The organism is Rhizobium sophorae, from assembly GCF_013087515.1.
GTDB classification, from domain to species: Bacteria; Pseudomonadota; Alphaproteobacteria; order Rhizobiales; family Rhizobiaceae; genus Rhizobium; species Rhizobium sophorae.
Genome location: NZ_JABFCN010000016.1, coordinates 298,630 through 320,777 on the forward strand (window position 1 = coordinate 298,630; position 22,148 = coordinate 320,777).

The 22,148-nt window shown below is 60.9% G+C and carries 18 protein-coding genes; 15 read left to right on the forward strand and 3 right to left on the reverse strand.

What is annotated here, in order from left to right:
• Positions 1–10: 10 nt before the first annotated feature.
• The 14 genes from nuoH to G9X64_RS10995 all read left to right on the forward strand — a co-directional run bounded on the left by nuoH (position 11) and on the right by G9X64_RS10995 (position 14,860).
• Positions 11–1,054 (forward strand): NADH-quinone oxidoreductase subunit NuoH, encoded by a 1,044-nt coding sequence (gene nuoH, locus G9X64_RS10930; RefSeq protein WP_168310730.1) that lies wholly within the window; start codon positions 11–13, stop codon positions 1,052–1,054.
• 40 nt (positions 1,055–1,094) lie between these two features.
• Positions 1,095–1,586, forward strand: coding sequence for an NADH-quinone oxidoreductase subunit NuoI (nuoI, locus tag G9X64_RS10935; RefSeq protein ID WP_003547385.1), 492 nt, complete (start codon positions 1,095–1,097; stop codon positions 1,584–1,586).
• A 144-nt stretch (positions 1,587–1,730) separates the two neighbouring features.
• Positions 1,731–2,345: an NADH-quinone oxidoreductase subunit J gene (locus G9X64_RS10940; protein ID WP_011651373.1), complete on the forward strand. Its 615-nt coding sequence runs from the start codon at positions 1,731–1,733 to the stop codon at positions 2,343–2,345.
• Positions 2,346–2,368: 23 nt separating this feature from the next.
• Positions 2,369–2,677 (forward strand): NADH-quinone oxidoreductase subunit NuoK, encoded by a 309-nt coding sequence (gene nuoK / locus G9X64_RS10945; protein WP_003547388.1) that lies wholly within the window; start codon positions 2,369–2,371, stop codon positions 2,675–2,677.
• 7 nt (positions 2,678–2,684) lie between these two features.
• Entirely contained in the window at positions 2,685–4,685 is a 2,001-nt protein-coding gene (gene nuoL, locus G9X64_RS10950; RefSeq protein WP_171376553.1) for an NADH-quinone oxidoreductase subunit L, read from the forward strand.
• A complete protein-coding gene (locus G9X64_RS10955) occupies positions 4,685–6,196 on the forward strand; it encodes an NADH-quinone oxidoreductase subunit M (RefSeq protein WP_168310732.1) in 1,512 nt (503 codons plus the stop codon). The genes nuoL and G9X64_RS10955 overlap by 1 nt, the downstream gene beginning before the upstream one ends.
• Before the next feature lie 18 nt (positions 6,197–6,214).
• Entirely contained in the window at positions 6,215–7,660 is a 1,446-nt protein-coding gene (gene nuoN / locus G9X64_RS10960) for an NADH-quinone oxidoreductase subunit NuoN (protein ID WP_128404361.1), read from the forward strand.
• Complete coding sequence (locus G9X64_RS10965) at positions 7,660–8,424, forward strand: biotin--[acetyl-CoA-carboxylase] ligase (protein ID WP_168310733.1); 765 nt, start codon at positions 7,660–7,662, stop codon at positions 8,422–8,424. The genes nuoN and G9X64_RS10965 overlap by 1 nt, the downstream gene beginning before the upstream one ends.
• A 17-nt stretch (positions 8,425–8,441) precedes the next feature.
• The gene (locus tag G9X64_RS10970) at positions 8,442–10,112 is read left to right on the forward strand and encodes a ribonuclease J (RefSeq protein WP_168316333.1); all 1,671 of its coding nucleotides are present in this window, start codon (positions 8,442–8,444) and stop codon (positions 10,110–10,112) included.
• A gap of 2 nt (positions 10,113–10,114) precedes the next feature.
• Positions 10,115–10,519, forward strand: coding sequence for a methylmalonyl-CoA epimerase (gene mce, locus G9X64_RS10975; RefSeq protein ID WP_168310735.1), 405 nt, complete (start codon positions 10,115–10,117; stop codon positions 10,517–10,519).
• A 132-nt stretch (positions 10,520–10,651) separates the two neighbouring features.
• Positions 10,652–10,927 (forward strand): DUF1467 family protein, encoded by a 276-nt coding sequence (locus G9X64_RS10980; protein WP_171376554.1) that lies wholly within the window; start codon positions 10,652–10,654, stop codon positions 10,925–10,927.
• A 589-nt stretch (positions 10,928–11,516) separates the two neighbouring features.
• Complete coding sequence (proS, locus tag G9X64_RS10985; protein ID WP_168310736.1) at positions 11,517–12,839, forward strand: proline--tRNA ligase; 1,323 nt, start codon at positions 11,517–11,519, stop codon at positions 12,837–12,839.
• 15 nt (positions 12,840–12,854) lie between these two features.
• A complete protein-coding gene (locus G9X64_RS10990; protein WP_168310737.1) occupies positions 12,855–14,162 on the forward strand; it encodes a lipoprotein-releasing ABC transporter permease subunit in 1,308 nt (435 codons plus the stop codon).
• Positions 14,163–14,176: 14 nt separating this feature from the next.
• On the forward strand, positions 14,177–14,860 hold the full coding sequence (locus tag G9X64_RS10995) for an ABC transporter ATP-binding protein (protein WP_168310738.1): 684 nt from the start codon (positions 14,177–14,179) through the stop codon (positions 14,858–14,860).
• 130 nt (positions 14,861–14,990) lie between these two features.
• Here the strand turns inward: G9X64_RS10995 and G9X64_RS11000 are convergent, their stop codons facing one another.
• Entirely contained in the window at positions 14,991–15,455 is a 465-nt protein-coding gene (locus G9X64_RS11000) for a DUF5680 domain-containing protein (protein ID WP_168310739.1), read from the reverse strand.
• A 501-nt stretch (positions 15,456–15,956) separates the two neighbouring features.
• Here G9X64_RS11000 and dnaE point away from each other — a divergent pair.
• Positions 15,957–19,451, forward strand: coding sequence for a DNA polymerase III subunit alpha (gene dnaE / locus G9X64_RS11005; RefSeq protein ID WP_168310740.1), 3,495 nt, complete (start codon positions 15,957–15,959; stop codon positions 19,449–19,451).
• A gap of 20 nt (positions 19,452–19,471) precedes the next feature.
• Here dnaE and G9X64_RS11010 read toward each other — a convergent pair whose 3' ends face one another.
• The gene (locus G9X64_RS11010) at positions 19,472–20,728 is read right to left on the reverse strand and encodes a L,D-transpeptidase family protein (protein ID WP_171376555.1); all 1,257 of its coding nucleotides are present in this window, start codon (positions 20,726–20,728) and stop codon (positions 19,472–19,474) included.
• 92 nt (positions 20,729–20,820) lie between these two features.
• Positions 20,821–22,113, reverse strand: coding sequence for a DNA polymerase IV (locus G9X64_RS11015; RefSeq protein ID WP_168310742.1), 1,293 nt, complete (start codon positions 22,111–22,113; stop codon positions 20,821–20,823).
• Positions 22,114–22,148 lie beyond the last annotated feature (35 nt).

Genomic DNA, 22,148 nt, shown 5'->3' on the forward strand with positions numbered 1-22,148 from the left:
GCAGGGGACTATGGATTCTTTCTTTTCGACCTATGTCTGGCCGGCGATCATCATGATCGGTCAGTCGCTGCTGCTTCTGGTCTGCCTGCTCGTCTTCATCGCCTATGTGCTGCTCGCCGACCGCAAGATCTGGGCGGCCGTGCAGCTGCGCCGCGGCCCGAACGTCGTCGGTCCCTTCGGCCTGTTCCAGTCCTTCGCCGATCTTTTGAAGTTCGTCTTTAAGGAGCCGATCATTCCGGCCGGCGCCAACAAGGCGGTCTTCCTGCTTGCCCCGCTGGTGACGGTGCTTCTGGCGCTGTCCACCTGGGCGGTGGTGCCGCTGGCCGACGGATGGGTGATCGCCAACATCAATGTCGGCATCCTCTATATTTTCGCGATTTCCTCGCTCGAGGTTTACGGCATCATCATGGGCGGCTGGGCTTCGAACTCGAAGTATCCGTTCCTCGGCGCGCTGCGTTCGGCCGCACAGATGGTGTCCTATGAAGTCTCGATCGGCTTCGTCATCGTCACCGTGCTTCTCTGCGTCGGCTCGCTGAATCTGACCGATATCGTCAATGCGCAGCATACCGGCCTCGGTACCATGCTCGGCCTGCCGGCGTCGTTCCTCGACTGGCACTGGCTGTCGCTCTTCCCGATGTTCATCATCTTCTTCATTTCGGCGCTTGCCGAGACGAACCGTCCGCCCTTCGACCTTCCGGAAGCGGAATCGGAACTCGTCGCCGGCTTCATGGTCGAATACGGCTCCTCGCCATACATGATGTTCATGCTCGGCGAATATGCGGCCGTCTGCCTGATGTGCGCGCTGACGACGATCCTCTTCCTCGGCGGCTGGCTGCCCCCGGTCGATATCTGGATCGTCAACTGGGTCCCAGGCATCATCTGGTTCACGCTGAAGGCCTGCCTGGTGTTCTTCATGTTCGCGATGGTCAAGGCCTTCGTTCCGCGCTACCGCTACGACCAGCTCATGCGCCTCGGCTGGAAAGTTTTCCTGCCGTTGTCGCTCGCTATGGTCGTCATCGTTGCATTCGTGCTGAAACTGACGGGTTGGGCATGATGATGCCCGCTCTCGTTTTCGGCAAAATTGGAGGTTGAAGATGGCAAGCTTGTCTGGCTCCATCAGCTCGCTGTTTCTCAAGGAATTCGTCGGCGCGTTCTTTCTGTCGATGCGCTATTTCTTCCGCCAGAAGGCGACGATCAACTATCCCTTCGAAAAGGGTCCGGTCTCCCCGCGTTTCCGCGGCGAGCATGCGCTGCGCCGTTATCCGAACGGCGAGGAACGCTGCATCGCCTGCAAACTCTGCGAGGCGATCTGTCCTGCACAGGCGATCACCATCGAGGCCGGTCCGCGCCGCAATGATGGCACGCGCCGTACGGTGCGCTACGACATCGACATGGTGAAGTGCATCTATTGCGGCTTCTGCCAGGAAGCCTGCCCGGTCGACGCGATCGTCGAAGGCCCGAATTTCGAATTTGCGACGGAAACCCGCGAAGAGCTCTATTTCGACAAGGCGCGGCTTCTGGATAACGGAGACCGGTGGGAGCGCGAAATCGCCCGCAACATCGCGATCGACTCGCCGTACCGCTGATTGAGATTTTGAAATGCCGCGGTGGAGCGCTGTTGCTCCTGTCGCGGTCAACATGCACAGGAGCTTTTCCGGTTAACGCCAGGAAGAGCTCCATCGGGCAGGGAAACTCCCGGCTGCCCGGGGGAAGATGAAAAAGGCACCAACATGGGTCTGCAGGCTCTATTTTTCTATCTTTTCGCCTTTGTCGCGGTGGCGTCGGCGTTCATGGTCATCTGGGCGAAGAACCCGGTTCACTCGGTTCTGTTCCTGATCCTGGTGTTCTTCAATGCAGCCGGCCTCTTCCTGCTGCTCGGTGCCGAATTCCTGGCGATGATCCTGCTTGTCGTCTATGTCGGCGCCGTCGCCGTCCTCTTCCTCTTCGTGGTGATGATGCTCGATATCGACTTCACCGAACTGAGGGCCGGCGTTCTCGAATATGCGCCGATCGGCGGGCTGATCGGGGTGATCCTCGCAGCCGAACTGATCGTCGTCATCGGCGGCAGCGTCATCTCGCCTGAGATCGCCAAGACTGTCGCCATGCCGATCCCGGCGCTGAGCGAGCGCACCAATACGGCCGCCCTCGGCGACGTGCTCTACACCAACTACGTCTATTTCTTCCAGATCGCCGGTCTGGTGCTCCTGGTCGCCATGATCGGCGCGATCGTGCTGACGTTGAGACACCGCACCAACATCAAGCGGCAGAATATTCCGAGGCAGGTTGCCCGCACGCCCGCCACCGCCGTCGAGGTGGTTTCGGTCAAGCCCGGGCAGGGCGTCTAAAGGCAGGTCAAGGAACAAAGAACATGGTCATCGGACTTTCCCACTACCTGACGGTCAGCGCCATCCTCTTCACGCTCGGCGTCTTCGGCATCTTCCTGAACCGGAAGAACGTCATCGTCATCCTGATGTCGATCGAACTGATCCTGCTTGCCGTCAACATCAACATGGTCGCCTTCTCCTCCTTCCTGAACGACATCGTCGGCCAGGTCTTCGCGCTGTTCATCCTGACGGTCGCGGCTGCCGAAGCGGCGATCGGTCTTGCAATTCTCGTTGTCTTCTACCGCAACCGCGGCTCGATCGCGGTCGAAGACGTCAATATGATGAAGGGCTGAGTGGCTCATGTTCCTCTATAAGGCTATCGTCTTTCTTCCCTTGATCGGTGCGATCATCGCCGGCCTTTTCGGCCGCGCAATCGGCGCCAAGGCTTCGGAATATGTCACCAGCGGCCTGATGATCATCGCCGCCATCCTGTCCTGGGTCGTCTTCTTCACCGTCGGCATGGGTCATGCCGAAGGCGGCCCGATCAAGGTCGAGGTGCTGCGCTGGATCCAGTCCGGCGGCATCGACGTCTCCTGGTCGCTGCGTGTGGATACGCTGACGTCAGTCATGCTGATCGTCGTCAACACTGTCTCGACGCTGGTGCATGTCTATTCGATCGGCTACATGCACACCGATCCGCATCGTCCGCGCTTCTTCGCCTATCTCTCGCTCTTCACCTTCGCCATGCTGATGCTGGTCACCGCTGACAACCTTGCCCAGATGTTCTTCGGCTGGGAAGGTGTCGGTCTCGCCTCCTATCTGCTGATCGGCTTCTGGTTCAAGAAACCCTCGGCGACGGCTGCGGCGATGAAGGCCTTCATCGTCAACCGCGTCGGCGACTTCGGCTTCGTGCTCGGCATTGCCGGCGTGTTCGTGCTGTTCGGCTCGATCAACTTCGACACGATCTTCGCCAATGCCTCGAACTTCGCCCCGCATGAAGGCGGCGGCGAGGCGAGCGAGGTGATCCTCAATCTCTTCGGCATGCAGCTCGACAAGGCGCATGCGCTGACCGGCATCTGCCTGCTGCTCTTCATGGGCGCGATGGGCAAGTCGGCGCAGTTCTTGCTGCATACCTGGCTGCCTGACGCCATGGAAGGCCCGACCCCGGTCTCGGCCCTCATCCATGCCGCCACCATGGTCACCGCGGGCGTCTTCCTCGTCGCCCGCATGTCGCCGCTCTTCGAACTGTCGCACGATGCGCTGGTTGTCGTTACCGTGATCGGCGCGATCACCGCCTTCTTCGCGGCAACCGTCGGCCTGGTGCAGAACGACATCAAGCGCGTCATCGCCTATTCCACCTGCTCACAGCTCGGCTACATGTTCGTGGCGCTCGGGGTAGGGGCCTATGGCGCGGCGATCTTCCATCTCTTCACGCATGCCTTCTTCAAGGCGCTGCTCTTCCTCTGCGCCGGCTCGGTCATCCACGCCGTCGATGGCGAGCAGGACATGCGCTACATGGGCGGCCTGCGGCCGCACATCAAGGTGACGTTCTGGCTGATGATCATCGGCACGCTGGCAATCACCGGCGTCGGCATCCCCTTCACGCCGATCGGTTTTGCCGGCTTCTTCTCCAAGGACGTGATCATCGAGGCGACCTATGCATCGCATTCGCCGGTCTCGGGCTTCGCGTTCTCGCTGCTGGTCATTGCGGCTCTGTTCACCAGCTTCTATTCCTGGCGCTTAATCTTCATGACCTTCTTCGGCAAGCCACGCGCTTCGCATGAGGTCATGCACCACGTCCACGAGTCGCCGCAGGTCATGCTGGTGCCGCTCTATCTGCTGGCGATCGGCGCGGTGCTTGCGGGTGTGATCTTCGAGGGCCGGTTCTACGGCGAGGAATATGCCGAGTTCTGGAAGGGTGCGCTCTTTACCGGCGCCGAGAACGAACTGGTCGAAGAGTTCCATCATGTGCCGGCGCTCGTGGCTTTGAGCCCGTTCATCGCCATGGTGCTCGGCTTCGTCACCGCCTGGTACATGTATATCCGCTCGCCGCAGACGCCGCGCATCCTGGCGCAGCAGCACCGCGTGCTCTACCAGTTCCTGTTGAACAAGTGGTATTTCGACGAGCTCTACGACTTCCTCTTCGTCCGCACCGCCAAGGCGCTCGGTCGCTTCCTGTGGAAGAGGGGTGATGTCGGCGTCATCGACACCTACGGCCCGAACGGTGTCGCCGCCCGCGTCGTCGCTGTCACCGATCGCGTGGTGCGCCTGCAGACCGGTTACCTCTATCACTACGCCTTCGCCATGCTGATCGGCATTGCGGCGCTCGTTACCTGGATGATGCTCGGGAGTTCCTTCTGATGACCGATTGGCCTATTCTTTCAACGGTCACCTTCCTGCCGCTGGTCGGCGTGGTGCTCCTGCTACTGATGAATGGCGAAAGCGAAACCGGCCGGAAGAACGTGTTGTGGATCTCGCTGATCACCACCGTCTTCACCTTCGTCGTCTCGCTCTTCATCTGGACCGGCTTCGACAATGCCAATCCGGGCTTCCAGATGATCGAGAAGCATAACTGGCTCGGCACCGGCATCGGCTACCACGTCGGCGTCGACGGCATCTCGATGCTGTTCGTCATCCTGTCGACCTTCCTGATGCCCTTCTGCGTGCTGGCGAGCTGGCTCTCGATCGAGAAGCGCCTGAAGGAATATATGATCGCCTTCCTCATCTTGGAAACGATGATGGTCGGCGTCTTCGTCTCGCTCGATATCGTGCTGTTCTACGTCTTCTTCGAGGCGGGCCTCATTCCGATGTTCCTGATCATCGGCGTCTGGGGCGGCAAGGACCGCGTCTATGCGAGCTACAAGTTCTTCCTCTATACGCTGCTCGGCTCGGTGCTGATGCTGCTCGCCATCATGGCGATGTACTGGCAGGCCGGCACGACCGATATCACCGCGCTGCTCGCCTACAAGTTCCCGCCGGCGCTGCAGACCTGGTTATGGCTTGCCTTCTTCGCCTCCTTCGCGGTGAAGATGCCGATGTGGCCGGTCCATACCTGGCTTCCCGATGCCCACGTTCAGGCGCCGACGGCAGGCTCGGTGATCCTGGCCGGCGTGCTTTTGAAGCTCGGCGGCTACGGTCTCATCCGCTTCTCGCTCGGCATGTTCCCGGTCGCGTCCGATTATTTCGCGCCGCTCGTCTTCGCCTTGTCCGTCATCGCCATCATCTACACTTCTCTGGTGGCGATGATGCAGGACGATATCAAGAAGCTGATCGCCTACTCCTCCGTGGCGCACATGGGCTACGTGACCATGGGCATCTTTGCCGCCAACATGCAGGGCGTTCAGGGCTCGATCTTCCAGATGCTCTCGCACGGCATCGTCTCCGGCGCGCTCTTCCTCTGCGTCGGCGTCGTCTACGACCGTACCCACACCCGCGAGATCAACGCCTATGGCGGCCTCGTCAACAACATGCCGAAATATGCCGTGGCGATGATGGTCTTCACCATGGCCAATGTCGGGCTTCCCGGCACGTCGGGCTTCGTCGGCGAATTCCTGACGCTGATCGGCGTTTTCCGGGTCAATACCTGGGTAGCGCTCTTTGCCGCCACCGGCGTCATCCTCTCGGCCGCTTACGCGCTTTGGCTTTATCGCCGGGTGATCTTCGGCGCGCTGGAGAAGGAGAAGCTGAAGGCGCTGCTCGATCTTTCGCCGCGCGAACAGCTGATCCTCTACCCGCTGGTCGCGCTGACCATCTTCTTCGGCGTTTACCCGGCTCCGGTCTTCGATGCGACGGCTGCCTCGGTGGATCTGCTGGTCAACAACTACACGGCCGCCGTGCACGCAGCGCAGAATGTTGCGCTGTCTATGAAATGATGACGGGACTTATTGGACATGACCGCTGAAACAATTCTCCTCAGTCTGCATCTTTCCGCGCCGGAGCTCATCCTCGCGGTCGGCGCCCTTGTCCTGTTGATGGTCGGCGTCTTCTCAGGCGAGCGGTCGGGCCTTGTCGTCACCGGCTTGGCCATCGTCCTGCTCCTGGCCTCCGGCCTGTGGCTGCTCTTCGTGCCCGCAGAAGGCCTTGCCTATGGCGGCGTCTACATGGCGGACGGCTTCTCGCGCTTCATGAAGCTGGTGGCGCTCATTGGTTCGCTGGTCGCCATCTTCATGTCCATCGGCCACGCCCGCGAAAATCAGCTCGACAAGTTCGAGTTCCCGGTTCTCCTGGTGCTCGCGACCCTCGGCATCCTGCTGATGATCTCGGCCAACGACCTGATCTCGCTCTATCTGGCGCTGGAACTGCAGTCGCTGGCACTCTACGTCGTCGCCGCGATCAACCGCGACAGCCTGAAATCGACCGAAGCCGGCCTGAAATATTTCGTCCTCGGCGCGCTTTCCTCCGGCATGCTGCTCTACGGCATGTCGCTGGTCTACGGCTTCACCGGCCACACCCACTTCTCCGAAATCGCCCAGGCGCTGTCCGTCGAGGGCGCGCGTTCGCTCGGCCTGATCTTCGGCCTGGTCTTCATCCTCGCCGGCATCGCCTTCAAGATCTCCGCCGTTCCCTTCCATATGTGGACGCCGGATGTTTACGAAGGCGCGCCGACGCCGGTGACCGCCTTCCTTGCCGCAGCACCCAAGGTTGCTGCCATGGCGATGATGACCCGCATCGTCATCACCGCCTTCCAGCCGGTTCTGGCGGACTGGCAGCAGGTCGTCGTCTTCATCTCGATCGCCTCGATGCTGCTCGGTTCGTTTGCCGCGATCGGCCAGAAGAACATCAAGCGACTAATGGCCTATTCCTCGATCGGTCACATGGGTTATGCGCTGGTCGGCCTTGCCGCCGGCAACCAAACCGGCGTCACCGGCGTCATGCTTTATATGGTCATCTACATGGTGATGACGCTCGGCACCTTTGCGATCATCATGTCGATGCGCCGCAAGGACGGCACCGTCGTCGAGAATGTCGACGATCTCGCCGGCCTCTCCACAACCAACCCGTTCATGGCCGTGGTGCTGACGGCGCTGATGTTTTCGCTTGCCGGCATCCCGCCGCTCGCCGGCTTCTTCGCGAAGTACTTCGTCTTCGTCGCCGCCATCGAGGCCAAGCTCTATGCGCTCGCCATCATCGGCGTTCTCGCCTCGGTCGTCGGCGCCTATTATTATCTGCGTGTCATCAAGCTGATGTGGTTCGATGAGGCGACCGGCGAATTCGCCCGTGTTTCCGGTGCTCTGCGTCTGGTCTTTGGTCTCTCCGGTCTCTTTGTCACCGCCTATGTCCTCATCGGCGGCCCGATCGGCGGTGCGGCAGAGCTAGCTGCTGCGACGCTCTTTTGATGGCTTCCGACGGACGGCGCCGGATATCGCTCGGCGATTTCAGGCACGAGGCTCTGTCGGAAACATCGTCTACCAACAGCGAATGCCTCGCCCGGGCTCGGGCGGGCGATGGCGGCAATCTCTGGGTGACCGCCGAGAGGCAGACCGGCGGCCGCGGCCGCCGCGGCAGGCTCTGGGTTTCCGAACGCGGCAATCTCTACGCTTCTCTTCTCCTGATCGACCCAGCGCCGATGGAGCGCCTGGGCTCTCTGCCGCTGGCGATCGCCGTTGCGGTGCACCAGGCGATCCGCAGGGTGCTGCCACTCGGCGCCGAACCGCTCGAGGTCAAATGGCCGAACGATATTCTCATCGGTCGAAAGAAGACCTGCGGCATTCTCGTCGAAGGCGAGGGGCTGCCGGACGGACGTTACGCGCTGATCATCGGCATTGGCATCAATATCTCCGTGATGCCGGACAATCCGCTCTACCCCGTCACCTGCCTGCGCCAGCAGGGAAGTGCGGCGTCGCCGGAGGAACTCTTCGCGCATCTCTTCGCCGCGACGGCGGAAGTGCTTGAAATATGGGACCAGGGCCGCGGTGTCGGCGAGATCACGGCGCTCTGGCGCGCGATTGCCTGCGGCATCGGCGAAAAGATTACGGTGAATTTGCCGGACCGATCGATTTCCGGACAATTCGCCGGAATTGATGATAATGGCTTGTTGATGCTCGATACCGGCACTGGCAGGATAATGCCCATTGCTGCCGGTGATGTGTTTTTTGGATAGCGGAACAAACGAAAATTATGGCGAAACAGGACGAACTGGTATTCCTGCCTTTGGGCGGTGTCGGTGAGATTGGCATGAATCTCGCTCTCTATGGCTACGGCCCGCCCGAGCATCGCCAGTGGATCATGGTCGATTGCGGCGTCACGTTTCCCGGCCCCGACCTGCCGGGTGTCGACCTCGTGCTGCCCGATATCCGCTTTCTTGCCAGCGAACGAAAGAACCTCAAGGCGATCATCATCACCCACGCGCATGAAGACCATTATGGTGCGCTGGCCGACCTCTGGCCTGGGCTCAACGTACCGGTCTATGCCTCTGGTTTTACCGCCGGTCTGCTCGAAGCCAAGCGCAATTTCGAGAAGGCGACGATCGGCGAAGTGCCGGTGACGCCGTTCAAGGCAGGCGATACGATCAATGTCGGCCCCTTCAGCATCGAAGGTGTGGCCGTCAACCATTCGATCCCCGAGCCGATGTCGCTGATGATCCGCACGCCGGTCGGCAATGTCATCCATACCGGCGACTGGAAGATCGACCACGAGCCTTCGCTCGGACCCCTGACCGATGAGACACGTTTCCGCCAGCTCGGCGACGAGGGCGTGCTGGCGCTGATGTGCGATTCCACCAATGCGCTGCGCGACGGTGTTTCACCCTCCGAGAAGGATGTGTCGGAAAGCCTGCGCAAGATCATCGAGAATGCCGAGGGCAGGGTGGCGATCACCACCTTTTCGTCGAATGTCGGACGTATCCGCACCGTTGCCGAGGCTGCCGAGGCGGCAGGCCGTGAAGTGCTGCTGCTCGGCAGTTCGCTGAAGCGCGTCGTCAACGTCGCCCAGGACATCGGCCTGATGGAAGGCGTGAAGCCCTTCATCTCCGAGGACGAATACGGCTATATCCCGCGCGACAAGGTCGTCGTCATCCTGACCGGAAGCCAGGGCGAGGCGAGGGCAGCGCTTGCCAAGCTCTCCCGCGACGAGATGCGCAATGTGGCGTTTGCGGCAGGTGATATCGTCGTCTTTTCTTCGCGCGCCATTCCCGGCAACGAGAAGGCGATCCAGGACATCAAGAACGGCCTCGTTGAGCAAGGTGTGCACATCATCACCGATACCGAGGCGCTGGTCCACGTTTCCGGCCATCCGCGGCGCAATGAGCTGCAGAGGATGTACGAGTGGACGCGGCCGAAGATCGTCGTGCCGGTGCATGGCGAGGCGACGCATCTGACGGCGCATAAGGAACTTGCCGAGCAATCCGGCATCGCCCTGGTGCCGCGCGTGCGCAACGGCGATATCCTGCGGCTGGCGCCCGGTCCCGTCGAGGTGATCGGCGAGGCGCCGCATGGCCGCATCTATAAGGACGGCTCGCTGATCGGCGATTTCGACGAGATGGGTATCGGCGAGCGCAAGAAGCTCTCCTATGTCGGCCATGTCGCAGTCAACGTCTTGCTCGACGCCCGCTATGACATCGTCGGCGATCCCGATCTCGTTTCGATCGGCCTGCCGGTCTATGACGACGAGGGCGATGAGATGGAAGACACGCTCTTCGACGCCGCGATCAGCGCCATCGAGAGCATTCCGCGCGCCCGCCGCAAGGATATCGACATGCTGCAGGAGGCCGTGCGCCGGGCCATTCGCTCGGCTGCGAACCAAGCCTGGGGCAAGAAGCCCGTTGTCACCGCCTTCGTCACCAAGGTCTGACCATGCTCGGCCGGGTCAACCATATCGCCATTGCCGTGCCCGATCTGGCCGCGGCGACGGCGGCCTATCGCGATACGCTGGGCGCTGCCGTATCGCAGCCGCAGGCTCTGCCGGAACACGGCGTCACCGTCGTCTTCGTCGAATTGCCGAACACCAAGGTCGAATTGCTGCAACCGCTCGGCGATACTTCGCCGATCGCAGCCTTCCTCGAAAAGAACCCGTCCGGTGGCATGCACCACATCTGCTATGAGGTGGACAATATCCTTCTCGCCCGAGACCGGCTGGTAGAGGCCGGCGCGAGGGTGCTCGGCGACGGCCAGCCGAGAACCGGCGCGCATGGCAAGCCGGTGCTCTTTCTGCACCCCAAGGATTTCTTCGGCACGCTGATCGAACTCGAACAGGCCTGAGCCCTGCCGCTGAGTGAAAGCCCTGCTGCGGCAGAGTGACCCGAAGACGGCTAAACCTTTCGTCCTCTTTGAGTTGGTCGCCATTCCGCCGTATAAGGACGCGATATCGGCGCGACACCAACGGGAACCGTAATGCTCCAGATCTTTCTTCAGGGATTTGCCGTCTACTTCATCATCTGGTGGATGACGCTTTTTGCCGTCCTGCCGATTGGCCTGCGCACCCAGGCGGACGACAATGACGTCGTGCTCGGCACCGTTCCAAGCGCGCCCACCCGGTTTCGGGCCGCTTTCGTGTTTTCGCTTACGACGCTGATTTCAACCCTGGTCTACGGCCTCTGGTATGTCTGCGACACCTATTTCGGCTGGGGCTTCGACGCCCTGCCGCAACTTGGCCCCAGCTTCTATTAGGCATGGCTTTTGCTCAAACTTTGAGCAGATGTAAACCTATTGCAAGCGAACTTCGTCATACCAGCGTCATACTGTTGCGGCAAAGAGCTCTCGTAACGGAATGAGGGTCATCCCCTAACGGAAGTCGCCGGATTTTTGGATCGGATGGAGGCCGAAAAGCCAAAAAAAAACAAGGCTAAAAGCCTTGTTTTAAGTATCGCGTGATCTGTAACCGTTGCCGGGGCTGCGACGAGCGCGCCTAAGATCTGATCCTCCCAAGACTTGACCGCGAATTCGGCAAGAATTTAACTTCCTGCCTGTTTTGTGAGCTAAAACTAGCTCAAACATTGGGCTTTGTCATCAGCTTTTTTTGCATTTTTGCTACACTCTAGCAAAATTTTTCTGTTGACAAGATTTTCGTTCAAGTCCTTATAAACACGCGCTTTTTCATGCCCTTTCATTTTGCGGGTGCGAACATGCGCTTCCGGGAGGTTGCCGGCATCCGTTGCGGGTTTCCTTCCTGCCGCGAAGCGGCTATGAACGCTCCCGACATTAACAATGGTCTTTCGATTCCGCCTGCTGCGGGATCTCAACTGCTCCGGAATCCGCCATGCGTCTGTCCCGCTATTTCATGCCCATCCTTAAGGAAAACCCCAAGGAGGCGGAAATCGTCTCCCACCGGCTGATGCTCCGCGCCGGCATGATCCGTCAGCAGTCTCAGGGCATTTATTCCTGGCTGCCGCTCGGCAAGCGTGTGCTCGACAAGGTCAACGCCATTATCCGCGACGAGCAGAACCGCGCCGGTGCCATCGAGCTGTCGATGCCGACCCTGCAATCGGCCGAGCTCTGGCAGGAAAGCGGCCGCTACGACGCCTACGGCAAGGAGATGCTGCGCATCAAGGATCGTCAGGATCGGCCGATGCTCTACGGCCCCACCAACGAAGAGATGGTGACGGATATTTTCCGCTCCTCCGTCAAGTCCTACAAGGACCTGCCGCTCAATCTCTATCATATCCAGCTGAAGTTCCGTGACGAGATCCGTCCGCGCTTCGGCACCATGCGCTCGCGTGAATTCATGATGAAGGATGCCTATTCCTTCGATCTGACGCGCGAAGCGGCGGAGCATTCCTATAACAAGATGTTCGCCGCCTATCTCAGAACTTTCGATCGGCTCGGCCTGCGCGCCATTCCGATGCGCGCCGACACCGGCCCGATCGGCGGCAATCTCAGCCATGAATTCATCATCCTCGCTGACACCGGCGAATCCGAGGTCTTCTGCCACAAGGATTTCGTCGGTTTCGATATTCCTGGCGACCGCACCGATTTCGACAGTGTCGAGGGCCTGCAGGCGATCTTCGACAAGTGGACCTCGCTCTATGCGGCGACCTCGGAAATGCACGACGAGGCGGCTTTCAACGCCGTTCCCGAAGGCGACCGGCTTTCGGCGCGCGGCATCGAGGTCGGCCACATCTTCTATTTCGGCACGAAATATTCCGAGCCGATGGGCGCGAAAGTGCAGGGACCGGACGGCAAGGAACACTTCGTTCACATGGGTTCCTACGGTATCGGCCCGACGCGCCTTGTTCCCGCCATCATCGAAGCATCGCATGATGATAACGGAATCATCTGGCCGGCATCTGTCGCGCCCTTCGATATCGTTGTGATCAACATGAAGGCGGGCGATCAGGCCTGTGACGATACTTGCGAGCTGATCTATGCCGCGCTGACCAAGGCCGGCAAGGATGTGCTTTACGACGATACCGACGACCGGGCCGGCACGAAATTCGCGACCGCCGACCTGATCGGTGTACCCGTCCAGATCATCGCCGGCCCGCGTGCGGTCGCAAACGGCGAAGTGGAAGTGAAGGACCGCAAGACCGGCGCCCGCGAAACGATGACCATCGAAGCGGCGATCAATCGGTTCGTGGCTTAAGGAAACGGAGGCGAAATGGCAGAGGCAGCAGTGGACCGGAGTTCGAAATCCGGCTTGGGTCCGGCTGGCAAGCCATTTTCCACCTTTGAACGCCTCGTGGCGTGGCGTTATCTGCGCGCCCGCCGCAAGGAGGCCTTCATATCGGTCATCGCCGGCTTCTCCTTTGTCGGCATCATGCTCGGCGTTGCGACGCTGATCATCGTCATGGCCGTCATGAACGGTTTTCGTACCGAGCTCGTCTCGCGTATCCTCGGCATCAACGGCCACATGATCGTCCAGCCGGTCGACGGCCCCTTCACCGATTATCCTGTCCTCAGCAGCAAGCTCGCCGCCGTGCCCGGCGTCAAGATGGCGCTGCCCTTGGTGGAGGGCCAGGTGCTTGCTTCCGCCCAGGCCGGCGGCAGCACCGGCGCGCTGGTGCGCGGCGTCCGCGCCGAGGATCTGGGCAAGCTCAAGATGGTCTCCGAGAGTATCAAGCCTCCCGGCGACATGGTGGGCTTTGCCTCCGGCCAGGGCGTAATGATCGGCACCCGCATGGCCGACCAACTCGGTCTGCGCGTTGGCGATCTCATTACGCTGACGTCACCGGATGGCGATATCACGCCGATGGGCGTCAGCCCGCGCATCAAATCCTACAAGATCTCCGGCCTCTTCGAGATCGGCATGTCGGAATATGACTCCTCGATCATCTTCATGCCGCTCGAGGAAGCGCAGCTCTATTTCAATGCCGAGGGACTGGTGCAGTCGATCGAGCTCTTCGTCGACAACCCCGACGATATCGACGATCTGAGGCCCAAGGTGGAGGAGGCGGCCGGCCGCCAGATCGCCATCACCGACTGGCGCCAGCGCAACCAGACCTTCTTCTCGGCACTACAGGTCGAGCGCAACGTCATGTTCATGATCCTGACGCTGATCGTGCTCGTGGCGGCGCTGAACATCATATCCGGCCTCATCATGCTGGTGAAGGACAAGGGCAGCGATATCGCCATTCTGCGCACCATGGGTGCCAGCGCCGGCGCAATCATGCGCATCTTCTTCATGACCGGAGCGGCGATCGGCATTGTCGGCACCATTGCCGGCGTTCTGCTCGGCGTCCTTGTCTGCGTCAACATCGAATCCGTCCGCCAGTTCTTCTCCTGGATTTCAGGCACCGTGCTCTTCAATCCGCAGGTCTATTTCCTCAGCCAACTGCCGGCCGAGATGGATCTGAGTGAAACGATCTCGATCGTCGTCATGGCGCTGACGCTCTCCTTTATCGCGACCATCTTCCCGGCCTGGCGTGCCTCCAGGCTCGATCCGGTGCAGGCCCTGCGCTACGAATAAGGAATGCCGCCTTCATGAAACGCAACGTCGTTCTCGAGCTTACCGGCGTCGAGCGCCATTACGGGCAGGGCGATACGCTGCTCTCGATCCTGAAGGGCGCAGACTTTTCGATATCGAAGGGGGAGACTGTCGCTCTCGTCGCCCCTTCCGGCACCGGCAAGTCGACACTGCTGCATGTCGCCGGCCTGCTGGAGCATCCGGACGGCGGTGAGGTCAACATCAACGGCCATGCCTGTGACGGCCTGAGCGACGAGAAACGCACCGCGATCCGCCGCAGCGAAATCGGCTTCGTCTACCAGTTCCACCACCTGCTGCCGGAATTCTCGGCGCTCGAAAATATCATGATGCCGCAGCTGATCGCCGGGCTTTCCTGGAAGGAAGCCGGAGAGCGGGCCGGTCAGCTTCTCGATTATATGCGCATCGGCCATCGCGGCTCGCATCGCCCTGGCGAGCTTTCCGGCGGCGAGCAGCAACGCGTTGCAATTGCCCGCGCCGTCGCCAATGCGCCGACCCTGCTTCTTGCCGACGAGCCGACCGGCAATCTCGACCCCGAAACGGCAAGCTACGTCTTCGACGCGCTGGAAGCGCTGGTGCGCCAGTCCGGCCTTGCTGCCCTCATCGCCACCCACAATCACGAACTCGCCCGCCGCATGGATCGACGCGTGACGATCTCCGACGGCAAGATCGTCGATTTCTGAGACCGCGATCCATGGCTGTCCGGTTTGCGCCGATGGCTGCCCCTCACCCTAACCTACCGGGGGGTCGAGCCAACTCGTCTCGACGCGTCCTTCGGACCCCCGCGAGCGGGGAAGGTGCAGCGGGCCGCAATCAGAGGATGACCAGTCCGCCGCGATAATCGAGTGCATAGGCCTTCTGGCCATCGACCATGATGCATTCGTGGCCGATGAACCGCTCGCAGCCGCCTTCGCTACTGTCGACATAGCGGCCGAACGGATGGTCGAATTCCATCCCGCCAAGAAACCGGCCCTCGCGATACATCGCCGAAAGTGCAGCCTTGATCACTGTCCCGGCTGCTGCGCCGTCGATCAGCTTCGGCGCAATGACACAGCCGAAATAATTCATCGCCCAGATGGGCTCGCCGGCAAACCACACCACTTCCTGTCCGGCGAAATCGGTCCCGCCGAAATAGCTGTCGAGATAGCGCCAGTCGCCGCGTTCGTAACCGATATCGTGGGCACCCGGCCGGCAGGGCACGCGCGCCACGCCGCCGCCGACATAGGTCGCAGCCTTCGCCTCTACGATGAATTCGTTCAGCACCGCAATGTCCAGCATGTCGTTCTCCTATCACCCCGATGCTGGCAAATAGGCCGCCACATGTAAAGAACAAAAAGAGAACTGTGGATGGAACAAGCGGATTACCCTGGCGGAAGTCGGCCGCCCGAAAACAAGATGTCTGATCTGCGGGGGCGGCGAAAGGGCATGGCGGCTGCCGTTACAATAAGTGCCGGCTCGTGCGATTCGCCACGCGCATCCGGGATTTTTCAAACACAAGAAAGAAGGAAAAGATTCCTGTTGACAACGGAACATACATGGAACAAATTGAAAACATAACGAGTAAAGGAGAGACCGATGACTGACATGATCCGTGATATCGCAGCATTTACCTCCATCGCAATGTTCGTTGCAAGCTTCTCGCTCATCGTCATGGCGCTCTAAACTTTTCAGGGGACCGCATGGTAATCATGCGGTTCGGACGCGGGACTTCTTCTGGACATCATCGCCCTCTATGCCGACAATGCGTCCGATTCATTCGGGTGATTGGGAAGGCATGTCATGGCGGATACGGCAAAGGGTTCAACGGGTGAGGCGACCGGCACACCGGGCTTCATCCACCTGAGGGTCCATTCCGCCTATTCGCTTCTCGAGGGCGCACTGCCGCTGAAGAAGATCCTCTACAAGGCGACCGGCGACAGCCAGCCGGCGATTGCGATTACCGACACCAACAATCTGTTCGTTGCCCTCGAATTCTCCCAGAAGGCGATGGAAGACGGCCTGCAGCCGATCATCGGCTGCCAGGTCTCGATCGACATGGAAGACGGGTTGGAAACGGAAAAGCGCGGCGGCCAGCAGGCCCTGGTCAAGCTGCCGTCGATCGTGCTTCTCGCCGCGACGGATGCCGGTTATGAAAGGCTGGTCGACCTCGTGAGCCGGGCCTATCTCGGCGGCGAGAGCAACCAGGCGGTCCATATCAGCGCCTCCTGGCTGGAGGAGGCCGGTACCGAAGGGCTGATCGTATTGAGCGGCGCGTTGACCGGGCCGGTCGACGTGGCGATCAAGGAAGGCCATCCCGCTCAGGCCGAAGCCCGGCTGCTCACGCTGAAGCGTCTCTTCGGCGACAGGCTCTATGTCGAGCTGCAGCGGCACGGCACTTACGACAAGCGGCACGAGCAGAAGATTATCGGGCTCGCCTATGCCCACGACCTGCCGCTGGTTGCGACCAATGAGGCTTTCTTTCCGACCCGCGACGATTACGACGCCCATGATGCGCTGATGGCGGTCGCGCACAACGCCATCGTCTCCGACGACAGCCGCTTTCGCCTGACGCCGGATCACTATCTGAAGAGCCGGGCCGAGATGGTCAAGCTCTTCGCCAACCTGCCGGAAGCGCTGGAAAATACGATCGAGATCGCCAGGCGCTGCTCCTTCGTGCTGAAGACGCGAAAGCCGATCCTGCCGCGCTTCACCGGTGCGACCGACGATGCCGAGGAGGCCGAACGCGCCGAGGCGAGCGAGCTGCGCCGCCAGGCGGTCGAAGGGCTGGACATGAGGCTTGCAACGCTCGGCATGTCGCCGGGTTACGAGGAAAAGGATTATCGCGAACGGCTGGATTTCGAGCTCAGCGTCATCGAGCGCATGCGTTTCCCCGGCTACTTCCTGATCGTTGCCGACTTCATCAAATGGGCCAAGCAGCATGACATTCCGGTCGGTCCCGGCCGCGGTTCGGGCGCCGGCTCGCTGGTCGCCTATGCATTGACGATCACCGATGTCGATCCCTTGCGTTTTTCACTGCTCTTCGAGCGCTTCCTCAATCCGGAACGCGTCTCGATGCCCGACTTCGATATCGACTTCTGCCAGGACCGCCGCGAAGAGGTGATCCGCTACGTCCAGGCCAAATATGGCCGCGAGCAGGTGGCGCAGATCATCACCTTCGGTTCGCTGCAGGCGCGCGCCGCCCTTCGTGACGTCGGCCGCGTGCTGGAAATGCCCTATGGCCAGGTCGACAAGATCTGCAAACTCGTGCCGAACAACCCGGCCAACCCGACGCCGCTGTCCAAAGCGATCGAGGAAGAGCCGAAGCTGCAGGAGGAGGCGGCGAAAGAACCGGTTGTCGCGCGCCTGCTCGACATCGCCCAGAAGATCGAGGGGCTTTACCGCCACGCCTCGACCCATGCCGCCGGCATCGTCATCGGCGACCGGCCGCTTTCCAAGCTGGTGCCGATGTATCGCGATCCGCGTTCGGACATGCCGGTCACCCAATTCAACATGAAATGGGTGGAGCAGGCAGGCCTCGTCAAGTTCGACTTCCTCGGCCTGAAGACGCTGACCGTGCTGAAGGTCGCGGTCGATTTCGTCGCGAAGCTCGGTATCAAGGTCGATCTCGCAGCAATTCCTCTCGACGACAAGAAGACCTACGAGATGCTGTCGCGCGGCGAGACGGTCGGCGTGTTCCAGGTGGAAAGTGCGGGCATGCGCAAGGCGCTGATCGGCATGAAGCCGGACTGCATCGAGGACATCATCGCGCTGGTGGCGCTCTATCGTCCAGGCCCGATGGAGAACATCCCGACCTACAATGCCCGCAAGCACGGCGACGAAGAGCTGGAATCGATCCATCCGATGATCGACCACCTGCTCAAGGAAACCCAGGGCGTCATCGTCTATCAGGAACAGGTAATGCAGATCGCCCAGGTGCTGTCCGGCTATTCGCTGGGGGAAGCCGACCTTCTGCGTCGCGCCATGGGCAAGAAGATCAAGGCCGAGATGGACCAGCAGCGCGAACGCTTCGTCGTTGGCGCGGTCAAGAACGGCGTATCGAAGCCGCAGGCCGACAATATCTTCGAACTGCTGGCGAAGTTCGCCAATTACGGCTTCAACAAGTCGCATGCCGCCGCCTATGCCATCGTCTCCTACCAGACGGCCTACATGAAGGCGCATTATCCGGTCGAATTCCTCGCCGCTTCGATGACGCTCGACATGTCCAACACGGAAAAGGTCAATGATTTCCGCCAGGATGCCAAGCGCCTCGGCATCGAGGTGATCGCACCCTCGGTGCAGACCTCCTTCCGCCATTTCGAGACCGGCGACAACCGCATCTATTACGCGCTCGCCGCCCTCAAGGGTGTCGGCGAATCCGCCGTCGACCATATCGTCGAGGTGCGTGGCGACAAGCCCTTTGCCAGCATCGAGGATTTCTGCCTGCGCATCGATCCGCGTCAGGTCAATCGTCGCGTGCTCGAAAGCCTGATCTATGCCGGCGCCTTCGATTGTTTCGACATGGACCGCGCCCAGCTGGCAGCCGGCCTCGACCGCATTCTCGGTTATGCCCAGCGCGCCCAGGAGAACAAGCTGAGCGGCCAGTCGGACATTTTCGGCAGCACGCTGACGTCGGGGCCCGAGAAGATCTCCCTGCCGCCGTTCTCGCCCTGGCTCCCCTCCGAGCGGCTGCTCAAGGAATTCCAGGTGCTGGGCTTTTATCTGACAGCCCACCCGCTCGATTCCTACAACAACATCCTGCAAAAGATGCGGGTGCAGACCTTTGCTGAGTTTTCCGCCGCCATCAAACAGGGCGCGGCCAATGCGCGCCTTGCCGGTACCGTCATCTCGAAGCAGGAGCGCAAGACCCGCACCGGCAACAAGATGGGCATCATTGTCTTCTCCGATTCTTCGGGCCAGTTCGAAGCGGTGCTGTTTTCGGAAATGCTGAACCAGTATCGGGACGTGCTCGAGTCGGGAAAATCTTTCGTGCTGACTGCGACGGGCGAGGAGCGGCCGGAGGGCATCGGCCTGCGCATCCAGACGATCCAGTCGCTGGAGGAAAAGTCACTGCAGATGCAGAAGGCGCTACGCGTCTATGTCCGCGATTCCGGACCGCTGAGAATGGTTGCCGGCCATTTGAACGCCAAGGGCGATGGCCTGGTTTCCTTCATCGTTATCAAGGAGGAGGGCAAACGCGAGGTGGAAGTGGCGCTGCCGGAGAAATACCGCATCACGCCGGAGATTGCCGCCGCCCTTCGCGCCGCCCCCGGCGTCGTCGACGTCGAGCTTGTCTGACCAGCCCCGCGTGATCGCCATCACCCGCGGGTGATCGTGATGAAATCCGTGCCTTCGCCGGTCTCCCGGCCGAGGCCGGTATCGGAGATCGTCAGCGTCGAGCCGGGCGCGATCAGCGCATCGATCCTGCGGCGGGTCTCGTCGGGGATCGTGATGCGGCTGAGCGAACGGGCGATCGGCTTGCCTGTGACGATCGAGCTTTCCTGATTGGTGATGCCAAGCCGCTTCATCGTCTCGCGGGAGAGATTGTTCTCGAGCGTGATGCTGAGCCAGTCCGCCGTGCCGGCCTTTGCATCGACGGCATGCAACGTGAAGAAATGTGTGCCGAGCGACAGTCCCGGATCGGCGATCGTCACCGGCGCTTCGAAGAGCGGCTTGAAGGCCTGCCGCACCATGATGACGCCGTTCGGCGGCTGACCCCTGCCGGTTGCGGCATAAACTTCCTTAAGGAGCATGTCGGAGACCAGGCTCCTGTCGCCGGCAAATTCGGCCGGTCGCAGCGCCCTGAAAGCCTTGATTGCCTGCACGGTCGACGGACCGAGCAAGCCGTCCGGATCGCCGGCGGAAAAGCCGAGTTGGTTGAGCAGGGTCTGGATGTCGATCACCGTCTCGCGCAGCGTCCGGCGCGTGATCAGCATGCTGATTGGCTCGGACGGCGGCTCAGGTTCGGGCGCTACAATCAGCGGTGCGGCCGGCATCGGCATCGCAGTCGTATCGTTCATCGCCACCTGCACCGGCTTCCCGGGGCTGTCGGGCATGGAGGGCCGCAGTTCGACATCCGAAAGCAGCGGCATCGCTGCCGGCGCATCCGGATGGAAAAGCGTCGGATGGTCGATCGGCTGCGGCACGACTTCACCGTCGCTGATAATGACGGGTACACCTCGGTCGGTCATCCCATAGAGCATCTTTGCGAAGGCTCCAGGCATGCGCACGCAGCCATGCGAGGCCGGATAACGCGGCACCGAATTCGATTCATGCAGCGCGATGCCGGACCATGTCAGCCTTTGCATGAACGGCATCGGGGCGTTGGAATAAAGATTGGATTCGTGGTATTTCTGCTTTTCCAGCACCGAGAAGATGCCGCTCGGCGTCGTGTGACCGTCCTTGCCGGTCGAGACGTTCGAGGTGGCGACGACCTCGGTGCCGTCATAGACCGCAAGCGACTGCTTGTCCTTCGAGACGATGATCTGCAGCGTGCGCGCATCCGCAGCAAGAGCAGGGTGCACGAGTGCGGTGGCCGACAGCAAGCCGAGGCCGAAGACAAGACGCGAGAACATGATACCCAACCATACGCAATACTTGCCCGGCACATTATGGGACGAAGTTTAAGGAAGTTTTTATAGACTGGATCGCCCGCAGGTTTCACGCGTTAGTGATCGCGCTTGCTGCCGCCGAACGTATAGCCGGTCTCGACCGTCCGCTTGCCGAATTTGTCGCGCAGCTTGTCCATCGCGGCTTCGGCCGCCGCCCGCCGGCCCGATTGCTGGTCGATGAGATCGGGCGGGTCGGCGCGGGCGGCATCGCCGAGATCGGTGACGCCGATGCCGATCAAACGGAACTTCGTACCGTCAGTCTCTTTTTCGAGAAGCTCGAGCCCGGTGCGGAAGATCCTGTCGGCAAGCTGGGTCGGGTCTTCGAGCTTGCGGTTGCGGGTGCGCGATTTGAAATCGGCGCTCTTCATCTTCAGAACCACGGTTTGGCCGGCAATGCCATTTTTCTTCAGCCGCCAGGAGACCTTTTCGGAGAGGTTGCGCAGGATCGGCACCAGATCGTCATATCGCGAGATGTCGTCGAAGAAGGTCGTCTCGGACGAAACGCTCTTGGCCGCATCATTGAGGTGCACTTCGCGGTCGTCGATGCCGCGCGACAGCCGTGCGAGCCGCTGGCCGATGCTGCCATAGCGGCGCATCAGGTCGTTTTCCTCCATCTGCTGCAACTGGCCGATGGTGCGGATGCCGTCCGCCTCCAGCGTCGCTGCAAAGGCCTTGCCGACGCCCCAGATCGTGGTCACGGGACGCGGTGCCAGGAACTCGACCGCTTCCTCGCGGCCGATGACCGAAAAGCCGCGTGGCTTCTGCAGATCGGAGGCGACTTTGGCGAGAAATTTGCAATAGGAAAGCCCTACCGAAACTGTGATGCCGATCTCCCTTTCGATGCGACGGGCGAATTTGGCGAGCGTGCGCGCCGGCGGATCGTGATGCAGCCTCTCGGTGCCGCCAAGCTCCAGGAAGGCCTCGTCGATCGACAGAGGCTGCACAAGCGGCGTCAGATCCTGCATCATGGCGCGCACCTGCCGCCCGACCCGGACATATTTCTCCATGTCGGGGCGGATGACGATCGCTTGAGGGCATGCCTCCAGCGCCTTGAACATCGGCATGGCCGAACGCACACCGTGGATGCGGGCGATATAGCATGCGGTGGAAACCACACCGCGTTTGCCGCCGCCGATGATGACAGGCTTGTCCGCAAGCTCCGGATTGTCGCGTTTCTCCACCGCTGCGTAGAAGGCGTCGCAATCGATATGCGCAAGCGTCAAGGCGTAGAGTTCGCGATGACGCACGAGACGGGGGCTGCCGCAGGCAACGCAACGGCGCGCCTCGCCCTTCTGCTCGGCAAGGCAGTCGCGACAGAAGCCGGGTGTCTTGTCAGGCGCAGGCGTCATGATGAGAACAAAGATTGAACGGTCGAAGATTACGC